This window comes from Geminicoccus roseus DSM 18922 (genome assembly GCF_000427665.1).
Lineage (GTDB): Bacteria > Pseudomonadota > Alphaproteobacteria > Geminicoccales > Geminicoccaceae > Geminicoccus > Geminicoccus roseus.
The window spans coordinates 3,758,051-3,774,153 of sequence record NZ_KE386572.1 but is presented as its reverse complement, the minus strand read 5'-3'; the positions used below and the strand labels follow the sequence as shown (position 1 = coordinate 3,774,153).

16 protein-coding genes are annotated in these 16,103 nt (G+C 69.9%); 4 read left to right on the top strand and 12 right to left on the bottom strand.

Features of this window, described 5'->3' with window-relative positions:
* Nucleotides 1-50: 50 nt before the first annotated feature.
* On the top strand, nucleotides 51-1,013 hold the full coding sequence (gene gshB, locus GEMRO_RS0118790) for a glutathione synthase (RefSeq protein ID WP_027135241.1): 963 nt from the start codon (nucleotides 51-53) through the stop codon (nucleotides 1,011-1,013).
* A gap of 378 nt (nucleotides 1,014-1,391) precedes the next feature.
* On the opposite strand, the gene GEMRO_RS0118785 is transcribed toward gshB, so the two are convergent.
* From GEMRO_RS0118785 to GEMRO_RS0118740, 10 genes are all read right to left on the bottom strand, one after another.
* Entirely contained in the window at nucleotides 1,392-1,895 is a 504-nt protein-coding gene (locus GEMRO_RS0118785) for a CarD family transcriptional regulator (RefSeq protein ID WP_027135240.1), read from the bottom strand.
* Nucleotides 1,896-2,132: 237 nt separating this feature from the next.
* The gene (gene fdxA, locus GEMRO_RS0118780) at nucleotides 2,133-2,474 is read right to left on the bottom strand and encodes a ferredoxin FdxA (protein WP_027135239.1); all 342 of its coding nucleotides are present in this window, start codon (nucleotides 2,472-2,474) and stop codon (nucleotides 2,133-2,135) included.
* Nucleotides 2,475-2,659: 185 nt separating this feature from the next.
* Complete coding sequence (mutL, locus tag GEMRO_RS0118775) at nucleotides 2,660-4,471, bottom strand: DNA mismatch repair endonuclease MutL (RefSeq protein WP_027135238.1); 1,812 nt, start codon at nucleotides 4,469-4,471, stop codon at nucleotides 2,660-2,662.
* 18 nt (nucleotides 4,472-4,489) lie between these two features.
* A complete protein-coding gene (locus GEMRO_RS30515; protein WP_051329228.1) occupies nucleotides 4,490-5,743 on the bottom strand; it encodes a M16 family metallopeptidase in 1,254 nt (417 codons plus the stop codon).
* A gap of 61 nt (nucleotides 5,744-5,804) precedes the next feature.
* Entirely contained in the window at nucleotides 5,805-7,115 is a 1,311-nt protein-coding gene (locus GEMRO_RS30510) for a M16 family metallopeptidase (protein ID WP_035487535.1), read from the bottom strand.
* 11 nt (nucleotides 7,116-7,126) lie between these two features.
* The gene (locus GEMRO_RS32845; RefSeq protein WP_051329227.1) at nucleotides 7,127-7,879 is read right to left on the bottom strand and encodes a DUF3035 domain-containing protein; all 753 of its coding nucleotides are present in this window, start codon (nucleotides 7,877-7,879) and stop codon (nucleotides 7,127-7,129) included.
* The gene (lspA, locus tag GEMRO_RS0118755) at nucleotides 7,876-8,349 is read right to left on the bottom strand and encodes a signal peptidase II (RefSeq protein WP_027135237.1); all 474 of its coding nucleotides are present in this window, start codon (nucleotides 8,347-8,349) and stop codon (nucleotides 7,876-7,878) included. Before lspA ends, GEMRO_RS32845 begins: the two co-directional genes overlap by 4 nt.
* The gene (ileS, locus tag GEMRO_RS0118750) at nucleotides 8,346-11,165 is read right to left on the bottom strand and encodes an isoleucine--tRNA ligase (protein ID WP_027135236.1); all 2,820 of its coding nucleotides are present in this window, start codon (nucleotides 11,163-11,165) and stop codon (nucleotides 8,346-8,348) included. Before ileS ends, lspA begins: the two co-directional genes overlap by 4 nt.
* A complete protein-coding gene (locus tag GEMRO_RS0118745) occupies nucleotides 11,165-12,124 on the bottom strand; it encodes a bifunctional riboflavin kinase/FAD synthetase (RefSeq protein WP_027135235.1) in 960 nt (319 codons plus the stop codon). The genes ileS and GEMRO_RS0118745 overlap by 1 nt, the downstream gene beginning before the upstream one ends.
* Before the next feature lie 67 nt (nucleotides 12,125-12,191).
* Nucleotides 12,192-12,620 (bottom strand): MaoC family dehydratase, encoded by a 429-nt coding sequence (locus GEMRO_RS0118740; RefSeq protein ID WP_027135234.1) that lies wholly within the window; start codon nucleotides 12,618-12,620, stop codon nucleotides 12,192-12,194.
* A gap of 215 nt (nucleotides 12,621-12,835) precedes the next feature.
* Here GEMRO_RS0118740 and GEMRO_RS0118735 point away from each other — a divergent pair, with 215 nt between their 5' ends.
* Nucleotides 12,836-13,420 (top strand): nitroreductase family protein, encoded by a 585-nt coding sequence (locus GEMRO_RS0118735; RefSeq protein WP_027135233.1) that lies wholly within the window; start codon nucleotides 12,836-12,838, stop codon nucleotides 13,418-13,420.
* A gap of 118 nt (nucleotides 13,421-13,538) precedes the next feature.
* Here the strand turns inward: GEMRO_RS0118735 and GEMRO_RS0118730 are convergent, their stop codons facing one another.
* Complete coding sequence (locus GEMRO_RS0118730; protein ID WP_027135232.1) at nucleotides 13,539-13,916, bottom strand: phasin family protein; 378 nt, start codon at nucleotides 13,914-13,916, stop codon at nucleotides 13,539-13,541.
* 304 nt (nucleotides 13,917-14,220) lie between these two features.
* On the opposite strand from GEMRO_RS0118730, the gene rpmB reads away from it, so the two are divergent.
* Complete coding sequence (rpmB, locus tag GEMRO_RS0118725; RefSeq protein ID WP_027135231.1) at nucleotides 14,221-14,517, top strand: 50S ribosomal protein L28; 297 nt, start codon at nucleotides 14,221-14,223, stop codon at nucleotides 14,515-14,517.
* A 44-nt stretch (nucleotides 14,518-14,561) separates the two neighbouring features.
* Nucleotides 14,562-15,113 carry a VUT family protein gene (locus tag GEMRO_RS0118720; RefSeq protein WP_035485598.1) on the top strand — a complete coding sequence of 184 codons (552 nt, stop codon included), beginning with the start codon at nucleotides 14,562-14,564 and terminating at the stop codon, nucleotides 15,111-15,113.
* Here the strand turns inward: GEMRO_RS0118720 and GEMRO_RS0118715 are convergent.
* Complete coding sequence (locus GEMRO_RS0118715) at nucleotides 15,061-16,053, bottom strand: esterase-like activity of phytase family protein (protein ID WP_027135229.1); 993 nt, start codon at nucleotides 16,051-16,053, stop codon at nucleotides 15,061-15,063. The genes GEMRO_RS0118720 and GEMRO_RS0118715 overlap by 53 nt on opposite strands.
* Between the last annotated feature and the right edge of the window lie 50 nt (nucleotides 16,054-16,103).

Genomic DNA, 16,103 nt, shown 5'->3' with positions numbered 1-16,103 from the left:
CGCTTCCGGAGCCCCTTGGGGCCATCCCTGTCAAGTCGAGGAGTAGGTAGATGTCACTAGCGGTGGCAATCCAGATGGATCCGCTGGAAACCGTCGCGATCGACGCCGACAGCACGTTCGCGCTGGCGCTGGAAGCGCAGCGCCGCGGCTTCGGCCTCTACCACTACCAGCCGCGCGACCTGTCCTGGAAGGAGGGGCGGGTTCTTGCCAAGGCGAGGCCGTTCCAGGTGCAGCGCGTCAAGGGCGACCATGTCCAGTTCGGCCAGGCCGAGCAGCTGGACCTGGCCGGGGTCGACGTGGTGCTGCTGCGCCAGGACCCGCCGTTCGACCTGAACTACATCTCGACCACGCACCTGCTGGACCGGATCCATCCGCAGACCCTGGTGGTCAACGACCCGCACCATGTGCGCAACGCACCGGAAAAGCTGTTCGTCACCCAGTTCTCGGAACTGATGCCGCCCAGCCTGATCACCTACGATCTCAACGAGATCCGGGAGTTCCGCAAGGAGCACGGCGACATCATCGTGAAGCCGCTCTACGGCAATGGCGGGGCCGGGGTGTTCCACATCAAGCCGGACGACACCAACCTGGTCAGCCTGCACGAGATGTTCGCGCGCTTCTTGAACGAGCCGCTGATGATCCAGCGCTACCTGCCGGCGGTGCGCGCCGGCGACAAGCGCATCATCCTGGTCAACGGCAAGGTCGCGGGCGCCCTGAACCGGGTGCCGGCCGATGGCGAGGCGCGCGCCAACATGCATGTCGGCGGCCGGGCGGAGAAGAGCACGCTCACCCACCGCGAGCACGAGATCTGCGAGGCGATCGGCCCGGCGCTCAAGCAGCGCGGCCTGATCTTCGTGGGCATCGACGTGATCGGCGACTATCTCACCGAGATCAACGTCACCTCGCCCACCGGCATCCAGGAGATCGACCGGTTCGACAGGGTCTCGATCGAGGGCCAGATCTGGGACGTGATCGAGGAGCGGGTGGCGGAAAGCCGCGGCTCGACCGTCTGAGGCATTCGTCCCGGCGCGGCTCCCCGGGCTCGTCCCGGTGGATCCGGGCGGCCGGGGACGCAAAGCCCTTCGCCCGACGGGTTCTATCGTGACCGATCCCGGGTTCGTTCGTGCAAACGCGGGCGCATGACCGGCACCGTGGGCTTGGCCGGCCGGGGCGCGGGCGCTCCCGGGTTCGTTCGTGCAAAACCCAGCGGGCCGACGCGCGGCGTCACACCGCCCCGGCCCGCGCCATGCCCGGACGGGAGCGGGATTGGCCGTGGCCGCCGGCTGGATTGCCGGGTTCGTTCGTGCAAGCGGGCAAGGCAGGCGCGCCGCCAAAACGAAACGGGGGCCTGGAAGGGCCCCCGTCGTTTCGATCCGGCGATGAAAGGCTGCTCACGCCGCGGCGGACAGCACCTTCTCCAGGCGGCGGGTCGCTTCCGCCTCGTCGACCTTGTCGATCGCCGCGACCTCGCGGGCGAGACGCTCCAGGGCGGCGCGGTACATCTGCCGCTCGGAATAGGACTGCTCGGCGTCCTCGGCCCGGTGCAGCTCGCGGACGACCTCGGCGATGGCGACGGGATCGCCGGAATTGATCTTCGCTTCGTATTCCTGGGCGCGACGGCTCCACATGACCGAGCGACGCGGCTTGGTCTTGATCTTGAGCGCTTCCAGGGCCGACTGGATCTTCTCGCGCGAGCTGAGCTTGCGCATGCCGGCCTTAGCGGCCTTGCCGACCGGGACCCGCAAGGTCAGGCGCTCGTTCTCGAAGCCGACGACATACATCTCCAGCTCGAAACCGGCGATGATCTCGGTCTCCACGCTGCGGACTCTTCCTACCCCGTGGGAAGGATAGACGATGTGATCACCAGGCTCAAAAGCCAGTTCTTTCTTGGCCATCCGGCACTTTCCCTCGCGTCTCGTCCGGGCTGACCGCATCCGATCAACCCGACGTTTCACTTTGCTGCGAACGCTACGACGTCGTCAGCGCCAAGTTGTCCTTGGAGGACAAGGAAAATCGCGCCAAACGACTATGGAAGCAGGCGAATTAACTGTGATGGCGGTATTCATACCACATTTTAGCTAAGAATGCCACAACTGTTGGCACCCCTGCGTCATTACGTGTGAGCAATCTCGCTAACCATTCCCCGCACCGGAGTTTGGACTGAAGAACTGCTCGTACTTGTCCTTCGTGTTCTTGAAGCTGTCGGCGTCTTCTGGCGGCGGACGCTTCTTGGTGAGGTTGGGCCACTGGCCCGAGAACTCGCGATTGAGCTCAGCCCACTTCTCACCCTCCGCTTCCATGTCGGGACGGATAGCTTCGGCCGGGCATTCCGGCTCGCACACGCCGCAATCGATGCACTCGTCCGGATTGATGACGAGCATGTTCTCGCCCTCGTAGAAGCAATCTACCGGGCAGACCTCGACACAATCGGTGTACTTGCACTTGATGCAGGCTTCGGTGACCACGTAGGCCATAGAGACTCCGACGTTCCCCACGGAAAAGGCCGGGGACATGCCTGTCACCGGCCCGACTGCGCAGGCGCGCTGCAGGCGCTCGCCAACGCGTTCGGCGATATATATCGGAAAATACCCGCTAAGTCGAGCAGGTGCGGCGTACCGGCGCATGCGCCGGGATCATGGCCGCCTCCCGTCCTGGCCGGTCAGCGTCCGAACAGGCGGTCCAGGGCGTCGCGGCCGATCCGCACCCAGGTCGGCCGGCCGTGGTTGCAGGTCCCGCCATTGGGCGTGGTCTCGATCTGGCGCAGCAAGGCATCCATCTCGGCCAGCGCCAGCCGCCGGCCGGCGCGCACGCTGCCGTGGCAGGCCATGGTCGCCGCCACCCGGTGCAGCGACGCGACCAGCGCGCCGGCCCCGCCCTCCTCGGCGAGGCCGCTCACCAGATCGTGCACCAGGCCCGGCAGGTCCGCAGCACCCAGCATGGCCGGGCTTTCCCGCACCAGCACCGCCCGGGTCCCGAACGGCTCCAGGAGCAGGCCGAGCTCGGCCAGCTCCGCGGTGGCCGCCGCCAGCAGCTCGACCTCATGCTCGGCCAGATCGACCACCACCGGCACCAGCTGCCCCTGGCGGGCGACGCCGCCGCGCGCGAGTTCGGCCTTCAGCCGCTCGTACACGATCCGCTCATGGGCGGCGTGCTGGTCGACCAGGATGAAGCCGTCCTCGGTCTCGGCCAGCACATAGGCGTCGAACAGCTGCGCCCGGGCCGCTCCCAGGGGATGCCTGGCCGCCTGCGGGGCTGGCGCCTGCACCGGCTCCGCGCGCGCGGAGGGCGGGCCGGTGTCCAGGCGGCCCTGATAGGCAAAGGCGGCCGCCGCCTCGGCCAAAGCCGGGCGTGGCGCGCCGTGCCGGCCGCCGCCGCCCCAGGCCGGCTGCCAGACGGGCGGCGATCGCTCCGCGGCCGGCGCCGTGCTGAAGGTCGCCAGCGTCGCCGCGGCCAGCGAGCCGGCGGTGGCCGTGCCGGCGCCGTCCAGGTGGCGGCGGACCGCGCCGATCACCAGGCTGCGCACCAGGTCCGGCTCGCGGAAGCGCAGCTCGGTCTTGGCGGGGTGGACGTTCACGTCGACCCGCTCGGGATCGAGGCGCAGGATCACTGCCGCCCCCGGCAGCCGGTTCTTCGCCAGCGTGTCGCCATAGCCGACCCGCAAGCCGGTCTCGACCAGCCGGTCGCGCACCGGGCGTCCGTTCACCACGATCAGGAACGGCCGGCGCCCCCGGGCGGCCTCGGTGGGCAGGCCGAGAAACCCTTCCAGCGTCACGCCCTCGCGCTCCACCGTCACCGGCCGGGCGTCGTCCAGGAACTCCGCCCCCAGCACCTCGGCCACCCGCGCCTCCAGCTGCCGCTCCAGCTGGCGGGCCGGCTCGAAGCGGCGGCGCTCCTGGCCGTCCACGGTCAGGCTGAAGGCGAGGTCCGGCCGGGCCAGGGCCAGCCGGTCGAGCTGGTCGACGATGGCGGCGGTCTCGGCGCGCTCCGACTTCAGGAAGGCCAGCCGCGCCGGGGTGGCGAAGAACAGGTCGCGGACCTCGATCCGGGTGCCGGGCCCGGCCGAGGCCGGCCGGATCGGCGCCACCCGGCCCGCCTCCACATCCAGGGCGATCGCATGCGGCGCCGTCGCGGTGCGGGTGGTGATGGTCAGCCGCGCCACCGCCCCGATCGAGGCCAGCGCCTCGCCGCGAAAGCCAAGGGTCGCGATGCGCACTAGGTCCGCGTCCGGCGCCAGCTTGCTGGTCGCATGGCGCTCCACGCACAAGGCCAGGTCGGCCTCGTCCATGCCGGCGCCGTCGTCCACCACCCGGATCAGGCTGCGCCCGCCCTTCTCGACCGCGACGTCGATCCGCCGGGCACCAGCGTCCAGCGCGTTCTCGACCAGCTCCTTCATCGCCGAGCTCGGCCGCTCGACGACCTCGCCCGCGGCGATCCGGTTGACCAGATGGTCGGGCAGGCGGCAGACGGGCAAGTGGGCTCCTTTGTCGCCTCAGCCGGTGGCGGTCAGGCCCTGCGGCTTGCCGACCGCGACGATCCGCATGGCGTCGGGATGGAACAGCCGGGCCGCGGCGGCGCGGACATCGTCCAGGGTCACCGCCTCGATCAGCTGGTTGCGCCGGTCCAGATAGTCCCGGCCCAGATCCAGCATCAGCATGCCGGTCAGCATGCTGGCGACCTGGTCGTTGCTGGTCAGGCGCAGCGGGAACGAGCCGGTGATGTAGGTGCGCGCATCCTCCAGCTCCGGCGAATCCAGCATGCCTTCCGCCAGCTTGGCCGCCTCGGCGGCGATGATCTCCAGCGACTGGGCGACCCGGTCGTTGCTGGTCGCGACATGGCCGACCCAGAGCGGGGCACCCTCCAGCTCCACCAGCGAGGCACCGACCCCGTAGGCCAGGCCGCGCTTCTCGCGGACCTCCTCCATCAGCCGCGAGGAGAACCCGCCGCCGGCCAGGATGTGGTTGGCGACAAAGGCGGCGTGGTAGCCCGGATCGCGGCGGGCGATGCCGGCATGGCCGAACATCGCCACGGTCTGCGGGTTGTCGATCTCGACGATCTGGGTGCCCGGCCCGGCCAGGGGAACAGAGGCCTCCTCGGTCCAGGCGCTGCCGGCCGGCAGGTCGCCGAACACCAGGTCCAGGAGCGGCGCCAGCGTGTCGGCGTCGATGTCGCCGCACACGCCGACCACCAGGTCGTCCTTGCGCAGCGAGCCCGCGACATAGGCGCGGACGTCCTCAGCACTCAGCGTCGCGACCGTTTCGGTGGTGCCGCGCACCGGCCGGCCAAAGGGATGCGCGCCGAAGATGCCCTGGTAGAAATGGCGGCGCGCCTGGGCGCCCGGGTCCTTGGCGCGGCGGGCGAGATCCGCCTGGACCTGGGCGCGGACCCGCTCCATCGGCTCTTCATCCAGCCGGGCCTCGCGGATCGACAGGCGCAGGAGCTCGAAGGCATGGTCGCGGGTGGCGGTGAGCGTCTTCAGGTGGCCGCTGAACCCCTCCCGGTCGGCATCGAAGCCCAGCCGGATGACATTGTCCTCCAGCTCGCGGCGGAACGCCTGGGTGTCGTAGGGGCCGGCCCCCTCGTCGATCACGCCCGAGGTGAAGTTGGCAAGGCCCTCCTTGCCGAACGGGTCGAGCCTGGCCCCGCCTCGGACATGGAAGCCCAGGGACAGGAACGGCACGGCGCGCTCGGTGACGAGATAGGCGCGGATGCCAGCCGCGGTCTTCACCTCCTGGACGGGGATCAAGATCCGGCACTCCTCTTCTGCACGTGGATGGGGTTCGGCACGTCGATGGGGCGACGGCCGCTCATGCGGCGTGGACGAGCCGGCCGGTCACGGCCTTGCGCTTGTCGAACGCCAGCGCGGCGGCGGCCAGGATCTCGTCGCGGCCGACCGAGGCGATCCGGTCGGGCCACTCCTCGGCCTCCTCGACGGTCAGGCCGCTGCACAGGCACGCCCCGAAATAGCGGGACGCGCCCATCAGGCTGTCGCGATCGTAGACCGCCTCGGCGAGCATGCGCTTCTGCACGCGCTCCAGGGCATCCTGGGGGATGCCGTCGCGCATCACCCGGGCCAGGACCTCGTCCAGCTCCTCCTCGACCGTGTCCAGGCCGACGCCCGGCCGCGGGATCGCGTAGAGGCGCAAGAGGGTCGGGTCGAGCGACACGCCCCGGTAAAAGCCGCCGGCGTTCGACGCCAGGCCCTTCTCCACCACCAGCTCGCGGAACAGTTCGGAGGTGCCGCCCGAGCCCAGCCATTCCATCAGCACTTCCAGCGCGTAGGCGTGCTCCCTGCCCTCGCTGGCGAACGACGGGACCAGGTAGGAACGGATCAGCATCGGCTGGCCGACCCGCTCGTCGGCCAGCTCCAGGCGGCGCTCGGCCAGCTGCGGCGGCTCGCCCAGGCGCACGCGCTCGGGAATGCCGCGCGGGGCGACCTTGCCGTAGGTGGCCTCGGCCAGCGGGCGCAGTTCCTCGGCGGTGATGTCGCCGGCCACCACCAAGACGGCGTTGCCCGGCGCGTACCAGCGCTCGTAGAAGGCCAGCGCGTCCTCGCGGGTGTAGCTCTGGATCTCGTGCATCCAGCCGATCACCGGCAGGCGGTAAGGATGGTGCAGGTACTGCAGGGCGCCCATCTGCTCGCTGAGCTGCGCCGCCGGGTCGTTGTCGGTGCGCTGGCGGCGCTCCTCCACGATCACGTCGCGCTCGGGATAAACGATCTCATCGACCAGCCGGAGGTTGGCCATCCGGTCGGCCTCCATCTCCATCATGAGAGGCAGGCGGTCCTTGGCGATCAGCTGGAAATAGGCGGTGTAGTCCAGGCTGGTCTGGGCGTTGTCGTTGCCGCCCTGGCGGGCGACCTCCTTGCTGAAGGCGCCGGGCGGGATCTTGTCGGTGCCCTTGAACATCAGGTGCTCGAGGAAGTGCGGCAGGCCGGACTTGCCGACCGGGCTGTCCGCGCAGCCGACCTTGTACCAGACCCAGTGCGCCACGACCGGGGCGCGGTGGTTCTCGACCACCACCACCTGCATGCCGTTGTCGAGGGTGAAGGTGGTGGGATGGAACAGGCCCTTCTTGGCCGGGACCACTTCAGCGGGTTCGAGACCGGCGGTCGACAAGGCGGATCCCCTTAATTGATCGGCGGTGCGGCGAGCGGGACGCTGCCCACCCTGGTGGTCATCGACCGGGTGGGTGCGGTGATCCCCGCTTCCTGCAGGCGCTTGGATTCGGCGACCGGGTCCAGCACCACGCCCGGCTGGTCCTCCGGATCGGTCCGCTGCCACGACGCGATATACAGGAAGGTCTGGTTGCTGATCGAAGTGGCGTCCTGCTCCTCCTGGTTCAACTGCTGCCGGATATTCGGATCGACCGGAATCTCGCCGGTCTGGTTCAGCAGCGCCTGCTGGCCCGGGCTGAGTTCGGCGGTGACCGCCTCCATCGAGCCGTCCGAGCTGTTGCCGGCACCCACCACCGCCAGATCGCCTGGCGTGCCGGCCGCGCCGGGCGGCGCCGCACCGGCGGCCCCAGAAGGCGCCGCGCTGGCCGTCATCGTGCCGGCCGACCCCGGGGGCGCCGTGCTGGCCGCCCCGGCGCTTGCCGTGCCGGCTACCCCGGCGGTCGCGACGCTGCCGAGCAGCACGTTGCGCGCGTCCTGGGAGGGGTCGGCATCGCTGATCGGCGGCGCGCCCGGGCGCGGCGGCGGCAGTTCCGCCAGCGAAGCCGGCATCTCCAGCGGCGCGCGGCGCAGGACCTGGAACTCGTCGGGCGAGTTCTTGCTGAAGCCCAGCTGCTCCTGGACGGTGGTGTCGCAGCCGGCCAGCAGCGCCGCCGCCGCCGTCACGGCCGCGATCCAGCCGGCGCTCCGGGTCCCGGGATTCCTCACGACGCGGCCTCCTTCTTCCTGACCATGAAGCTCTCCGCCACGAGCAGCAGCGCGCCCACCACGATCGCCGCGTCGGCGACGTTGAATGCCGGCCAGTGATAGCCGGACACGTGGAAGTCGAGGAAGTCGACCACCGCGCCATGGCGCAGCCGGTCGACCACGTTGCCGACCGCCCCGCCCAGCACCAGGCCGATCGCGAGCGCCGTCACCCGGTCCCGCTCGCGCGCCAGCCAGACCAGGAGCCCGATCGAGATGGCCAGGGCCAGGCCCACCAGGATCCAGGGCTCCAGGGCCTTGTCGCCGCCGAACATCCCGAAGCTGACGCCCGGGTTCCAGACCAGGACCAGGTTGAAGAACGGCAGCACGACCACCGGCAGGCTGTCCTGGACCGCCAGCACCACTTCCTTGGTCGCCTGATCCAGGGCGAAAACGAGCACGGCCAGGATCAGCGCCGGGCGGACATGGGTCATGCGGCGATCCGCAGCCGGCCAAGCACCCCGGCGCAGCGGTCGCAGACATGCTCAGGGGAGCTCTCCGCCTCGGGCAGCACCCTCCAGCAGCGCAGGCACTTGCCGCCCGGCGCTGGCCGCGGCAGCACCGCGGCACCCGGCACGTCGTCCAGCCGGAACGCCTCGGCCGGGGCCAGGCCGGTCTGCAGGTCGAGAGCGGAGGTGATGCACAGCTCGGCCATGTCCAGCCCCTCCAGTACCGCCGCCTGAGCCTCGGTCAGGAAGAGAACCGGCGCCGCCTCCAGGGAGCTGCGGATCCGCTTGTCGCGCCGCTCGATCTCCAAGGCGCCGGTCACCACCCGGCGGAGGTCGCGGACCTTCTCCCAGCGTTCGCCCAGATCCGGCCGCAACCAGGCTTCCGGCACCGGCGCGAACTGCTCCAGATGGATGCTCGCGGCAGCCTCGCCATGACGGTAGCGCCAGGCTTCCTCGGTGGTGAACACCAGAACCGGCGCCAGCCAGCGCACCAGGCAGTCGAACACCCGGTCGAGCACGGTGCGGGCGGCGCGGCGGCGAAGGTCGTCCGGATGGTCGCAGTAGAGCGCATCCTTGCGCACGTCGAAATAGAACGCCGAGAGATCGATCGCCGCGAACTCCAGGACCTCCTTGTAGGGACCCAGGAAGTCATAGGCCTCGTTGCCGGCGCGCACCGCCCGGTCGATCTCGGCCAGCCGGTGCAGCACCCACTGCTCGAGCTCGGGCAGTTCCGCGTCGGGCAGCTTCTCGGCGTCGGTGAAGCCGTCCAGGTTGGCCAGAAGGTAGCGCAGGCTGTTGCGCGCCTTGCGGTAGCTGTCGGCGGTGCGCTCCAGGATGTCCTTGCTGATCCGGATGTCCTCGGAGAAGTCGGTGGACACCACCCACAGGCGCAGGATGTCCGCGCCCTGGGTCTTCATCAGGTCCATGGGCGAGAGCGTGTTGCCCAGCGACTTCGACATCTTGCGGCCGTTGGCGTCCACCACGAAGCCGTGGGTCAGCACGGTGTCGAAGGGGGCCCGGCCGCGGGTGCCGCAGCTCTCCAGCAGCGAGGACTGGAACCAGCCGCGGTGCTGGTCAGAGCCTTCCAGATAAAGGTCGGCCGGCCAGCGCAGGTCGTCGCGGCCTTCCAGGGTGAAGGCGTGGGTCGAACCACTGTCGAACCAGACGTCCAGGATGTCGTCGACCTTCTCGAAGTCCTCCGCCCGGTACTTCTCGCCCAAAAAGTCCTGCGGGTCGCGCGACCACCAGGCATCCGCACCCTCGGCCCGAAACGCGTCGGCGATCCGCCGGCACACCTCCGGGTCGCGGAGCGGCTCGCCGCTCGCCTTGTCGACGAACACCGCGATCGGCACGCCCCAGGCGCGCTGGCGGCTGACGCACCAGTCCGGGCGGCCCTCCACCATCGAGCCGATCCGGTTGCGGCCCTTTTCCGGCACGAAGGTGGTGGCGGCGATCGACGCCAGCGCCTTTTCGCGCAGGCGGATGTCGTCATCCATCGCGATGAACCACTGGGCGGTGGCGCGGAAGATCAGGGGCGCCTTGGAGCGCCAGCTATGCGGGTAGGAATGCACCAGGCTGGCGCGGCCGATCAGGGCGCCGCGCTCGGTCAGCGCCTGGATCACCGGCTCGTGCGCCTTGAACACATGGGTGCCGGTGAAGCCCGGCACGGTCGCGGTGTAGGTGCCGTCCGCGGCCACGGTGTCCTCGGCGGGAATGCCGTGCGCCGCGCCCAGGTTGAAGTCGTCCTCGCCATGGGAGGGCGCGATGTGGACGAGGCCGGTGCCCTGCTCGGTGGTGACGAAGTCGCCGGCCAGGAGCGGCACGTCGAAGCCGTAGCCGTCGGCCAGCCCGCGCAGCGGATGCTCGGCCACCGCACCGGCCAGCGTGGCGCCGGGAAAGCGCCCGCGCAGGGTGTGACCGGTGATCCCGGCGGTCTCCAGGAAGGATGGGAGCAGGTCCTCGGCGACCACCAGCCGGTCGCCGACCCGCACGGTGGACTGCTCGGCCACCGTGGTGGGCTCGACCAGCACGTAGGCGATCTCGGGCCCATAGGCGATTGCGCGGTTGGCCGGGATCGTCCAGGGCGTGGTGGTCCAGATCACCGCCGCGGCGCCCTCGAGCGCGGGGTCGACCGCCCGGGCCAGCGGGAAGCGCACCCAGATCGTGGTCGAGGTGTGGTCGTGATACTCGACCTCGGCCTCGGCCAGCGCGGTCTTCTCGACCGTGGACCACATCACCGACTTCAGGCCGCGATACAGCGAGCCGTTCTCCAGGAACTTCGCCAGCTCCTCGAAAATCGCCGCCTCGGAGGAGAACGCCATGGTGGTGTAGGGGTTGTTCCAGTCCCCTAAGCAGCCCAGGCGCTGGAACTCCTTGCGCTGGACGTCGATGTATTTGGCGGCGTGCTTGCGGCACTCCTCGCGGAACTGCACGATCGGCACGGCGTCCTTGTCGGCGCCCCGCTTGCGGTATTCCTGCTCGATCTGCCACTCGATCGGCAAACCGTGGCAGTCCCAGCCGGGCACGTAGTTGGCGTCATAGCCCAGCATCTGGCGCGAGCGGTTGATCAGGTCTTTGAGGACCTTGTTCAACGTCGTGCCCATGTGGATATTGCCGTTGGCGTAAGGCGGGCCGTCGTGCAGGACGAACAGGGGCCGGCCCTTGGACTGCGCCCGGATCTGCTCCCACAGCCCGGTGTCGATCCAGCGCTGGACGATCGCCGGCTCACGCTCGGGCAAGGCGGCCCGCATCGGGAAATCGGTCTTCGGCAGGAAGACCGTGCTCTTCAGATCCTGGCTCATCATTCGACCGGCGAGAGGGGAGACGACAGCAGCGCGCGGGCGGCATCGGCATCCTCGCGGATCCGGGCCACCAGCGCGTCCAGGTTCGGGAAACGGATCTCGCCGCGCAGACGCTCGACGAAGCCCACCCGCAGGCGCTTACCATAGAGGTCTCGGGCCATGTCGAACAGATGCACCTCCAGGACCTCCTGGAGCCCATCCACCGTCGGCCGTTTGCCCCAGTTCAGCACCGCCGGGCGCGGCTCGTTCTGGTCCTCGCCGACGATGCCGACCCTGGCCGCATAGACGCCATGGGCAGGCAGGAGGGCGCGGCGGCTCAAGGGCGCGATGTTGGCGGTGGGAAAGCCGATCTGGCGGCCAAGCCCCGCCCCCTGGCGGACCATCCCCTCGACCACGTGCGGCCGGCCGAGCAGGGCGGTGGCACCCCGGACGTCGCCCTCGGCCAGCAGGTCGCGGATCGTGGTGGAGGAGCAGACCGCGCCCGCGATCGAGACCTTGCAATGCACCACCGCGGCAACGCCGTGCTCGGCCAGGCGCCCGGCCAGAAAGGCGGCGTCGCCGCTGCGGCCCTTGCCGAAGCAGAAATCGGCGCCGACCACCACCACCCGGACGGCCAGCTGGCCGACCAGCACATCGTCCACGAACTCGGCGGCGGTGCGCGCGGCGAACGGCCGGGTGAAGCGGGGCACCACCACATGGCTGACGCCGATGTCCTGCAGGAGTTCCAGCTTGCGGCGCAGCGGTGTCAGTCGCCTGGGCGCGCTTTCCGGGCGGAACAGCTCGCGGGGATGCGGCTCGAAGGTGAGCACGCCGGCCGGAACGCCCAGGTCGCGCGCCTCGGCGGCGGCCCGGCCGAGAATGGCGCGGTGCCCGAGATGGACGCCGTCGAAATTGCCGATGGCCAGGGCCAGGCCGCGGGCGGCGCTCGGCAGACGGTCGAGATGACGGTGGACCTGCATGAGCGGCAGATGCGCGACGCCCGCCGCCGGGTCAAGCCGAGCCGTTCCCACCGGACCGGATTCGCGCTCACGCCGGGCGGCGCTGGACCATCAGGACCGCCTCGCCCACCACGACCTTGGTCTCGCGCACCCGGCATTCGGTGTCGAGGGTCACCCGGCGCCGCTCATAGTCGACGGCGCGCACGGTCACGGAAGCCTTCAGCGTGTCGCCGACCCGGACCGGCGCCAGGAACTTCATCGACTGGCTGACATAGATGGCGCCCGGACCCGGCAGCCGCGTGCCCAGCACCGCCGAGATCACCCCGGCGATCAGCATGCCGTGGGCGATCCGCCCCTTGAAGATGGTCTGGGCGGCGAACTCCTCGTCCAGGTGGACGGGGTTGGTGTCGCCGGACACGCCGGCGAACAGGATCAGGTCGGCATCGGTCACGGTCTTGCCGAACGCGGCCGACATGCCCGGCTGCAGATCCTCGAGATAATAGCCCTGCTCCGACATGCCCGTCCTGTGGCCGTTCCAGTTGTCCTGTTCTGCCCGGCGGCCACCCGAAGGCGCCCGACCGGCGCACCGCCCTAGCCTTTCCGGATCGGGCGGCGCAAGCAGCGCCTGTCGCCCCACATGTTCCGGGTACGCCTTCGCTGCCTTCCGGTTTCGCGCTAGGAGACGGCCCGACCGGCCGGCAGCGGGGCCAGCGGGAAGCAGGGGATGACTCCATGGATGTTGTGAGCGCGATCATGGGCCGGACCAGCATACCGCCGCTCAAGATGGGCGCGCCCGGGCCGGATCGGGCGGAACTGGAGGCGATCCTGGCGGCCGGCGCCGCCGCCCCCGACCATGGCAGGCTGGCGCCGTTCCGGTTCCTGGTGGTGGAGGGCGAGGCGCGCGCTGAGCTGGGCGACCTGTTCGTGCGGGCCGCGCGCCAGGCCGACCCGCAGGTCGCCGAGGCCGACCTGGACAAGCAGCGCCGCAACCCGCAGCGCGCCGCGGTGGTGATCGTGGTGGTGACCCAGGTCCGCGCCGACCATCCGAAGATCCCGGCGGTGGAGCAACTGAGCGCCGGGGCGGCCGCGATGCAGAACATGCTGCTGGCAGCGCATGCCGCCGGCTTCGCCAGCAAGTGGGTCACCGGCAAGAACGCCTACGACCCGATGGTGCGGGACGGCCTGGGCCTCGCCGGCGACGACGTGATCACCGGCTTTCTGTACGTGGGCTCCTATGTCGAGGAGCACCCGGCCAGCGCCAAGAAGGACCCGGCCGCCATCACGAGCCGGTGGACCGCCAGCGCGCGGCAGGGCTGAGCGGTACGGCCAACGACGAAGGGGCAGCGCGATCGCTCGCGCTGCCCCTTCGTGCAGATCGACGGTGCTACCTGGCCAGTCCGCGTGAGGACCTGCCAGTCGGCACCCGGGCCTGGGTTCAGGCGCCGACCTTCTTCATGTCGTCGAAATTGGCGACCGCGGCGTTGTTCAGCACGTTCAGGGCGTCGGTCTGGGCCTTCACCACGATGTTGCCGAGTTCCTGCACGTTGGCGATGGCCGACTCGTAGGCGGTCTTGACCTTGCCGGCGACGTCGGCGGGCTTCACCTCGGTGGGCTTGGTGGTCAGGAAGGCCTGGCTGTCAGCCATGAACTGCTTCATGGACGCCTGGGCGATCTCGGACTGGCGCTGCGCCAGGGTGCGCATGCCGTCGGCGAAGATCTGGGTCGCGCCGGTGAAGGCCTCGACATTGCGCTTCTGGGCGGCGGCGAACAGGTCGGCATCGAACTTCGGGGCAGGAAATGCAAACTGAGCCACGGGTGAACTCTCCTTTATGGCGACATGACGACGGGCTTGGCACGAATTCTTGTTATGCTGCATCGCACAATCGCTAGATAAGAGTCATTCGAACCTGATGCAAGGGGCATTTTTGTGCAGCGCAGCATAAACCCGGATCGGCCCGGCGCGCCGGCCTGATCCGGCTCGCGGGGAAGCCAGCGGGACCCGCCAGCTTGACGCCGGGCCCGCACCCGGCTAGATGCGCCCGCACTGCGTGCCGGGCTTCCGCCACCTGCGGGCCCCGTTCGTCCGATCGGTCACGAGTTTTATTGAGGATCTTCCCATGGCACGTCGCTGCGCCGTTTCGGGCAAGGGCGTTCTCGTCGGCAACAATGTCAGCCACGCGAACAACAAGACCCGTCGCCGGTACCTGCCGAACCTGCAGTATCGCCGCCTCTACAGCGAAACGCTGAAGCAGCAGTTCCGTATCCGCCTCACCGTGGCGGCGATGCGGACCCTGGACAAGCATGGCGGCCTGGACGGCTTCCTGGTCGAGGCCGCGCGCAAGGACCTGCCGGCCGAACTGGCGCGGGTCCAGGAGCGCATCCTGGCCGTGCGCGCCAGCGCCGCCGAGGCCTGAGCCTCACCCGCGGACGCATTCTTCGCTGCTGAAGGCGACCTGCCATGCCTGCATTCCTCCGCACGCTGCCCATGGAAGCGGTCGCGGCCATGGTGGTCGTGGTGGTCGCCTCCAACTGGCTGGTCCAGTTCCCGATCAATGACTGGCTGACCTGGGGCGCGTTCAGCTACCCGCTGGCGTTCCTGGTCACCGACCTCACCAATCGCTGGTACGGCCCGAAGCGGGCCCGGCACGTTGCCTATGTCGGCTTCGCGCTGGGCGTCGTCCTGTCGCTGATCCTGGCCGATGTCCGGATCGCCCTGGCGTCCGGCGCCGCGTTCCTGACTTCGCAGCTCCTCGACATCGCGATCTTCGACCGGATGCGCCGCGCGTCGTGGTGGAAGGCGCCGCTGATCGGCTCGCTGCTGGCGTCCACCTGGGACACCGGCGTGTTCTTCGCCGGCGCCTTCGCGTTCACCGGCCTGCCCTGGGTGAGCTGGGCGGTGGGCGATCTGGGCGCCAAGCTCGCCATGGCGCTGATCCTGCTCGTCCCGTTCCGGGCGATCATGAATCTCCGAGCGCCCGCCCTGCCTGGGCCTGCTCTTCACTCCAGCTGAGCGCCAGCAGCAGCTTGCGCTGCAGCATCAGGGCATTGTCGTCGCTCGCCACCAGGATCGAATAGCTGCCGTCGGCCAGGCGCCGCACGGCCATGGCCTCGTGGTTGTCGGCGATTGGCTGGTCGGTGATCGTGGCGATCGAGCGCGGCTCCGGCAGCATCTCGCCCGGGGCTTCCAGCCCCGCCAGCGGCAGCGCCAGGATCTCGCCATGCCAGCCGGCCAGCAGGCCGAAGCTGCGCAGCAGCACGAACAGATGATCGCCGGCCACCGCCGCCTCCACCGGGCGCAGGCTGGCATCGGGCAGGGCGATCCGGTGGCGCTTCCAGGCCCCGTTCCGGTCCTGCAGGAGCACCAGCGCCCGGGCGTCCTGGTCGACCCCGCCCTCGGGCAAAACGATCAGCCGCCCATCCGGCAGCGACGTCATCGCCTCAGGCCCGTCGTTCTTCGGCAGGAAGCCCAGGTCCGGCGCATCCGCCAGCCGCTCGATCCGGTAGCCACCCTGCCCCTCCCCGGCGAGCAGCGCCAGGCGCGGCAGGTTCTCCAGCCCCAGGATCACGCTGCCGTCCGGGCGGATCGCCAGGGCCTCCACATCGGCCCGCGGCGCACCCCTTGCCACCAGCCGCCCGCCATAGCGCCAGCGCTCGGCGCAGCCGGACAGGGGTAGGCCAGCCGGGCAGCTGGTCTCAAACATCTCCCCGGCATCGGTCGCGAGCAGCAGGCGCTCGCCGTGGAGCGCCATCGCCGAGAGCCCGGTGATCGGCAGGGCGGAGCGCAGTTCCCAGGCATCGTCCAGGACGGCGCCGCCGGGCAGGACCTGGGGCAGGTCGAGGTCGGGAACCGGCACCCGGCGCACCCGGGCCTCGTCGGCGACCGCGATCGCGGCCGGGGGATCGGCGGCGCAGGCGGCCAGCAGCAGCGCCAGAACAGCGGCGGACGACATCTTCGACACGGGGCGGCGGTCTCGCAGATAAAGGCAGGACAAGAAAAAGG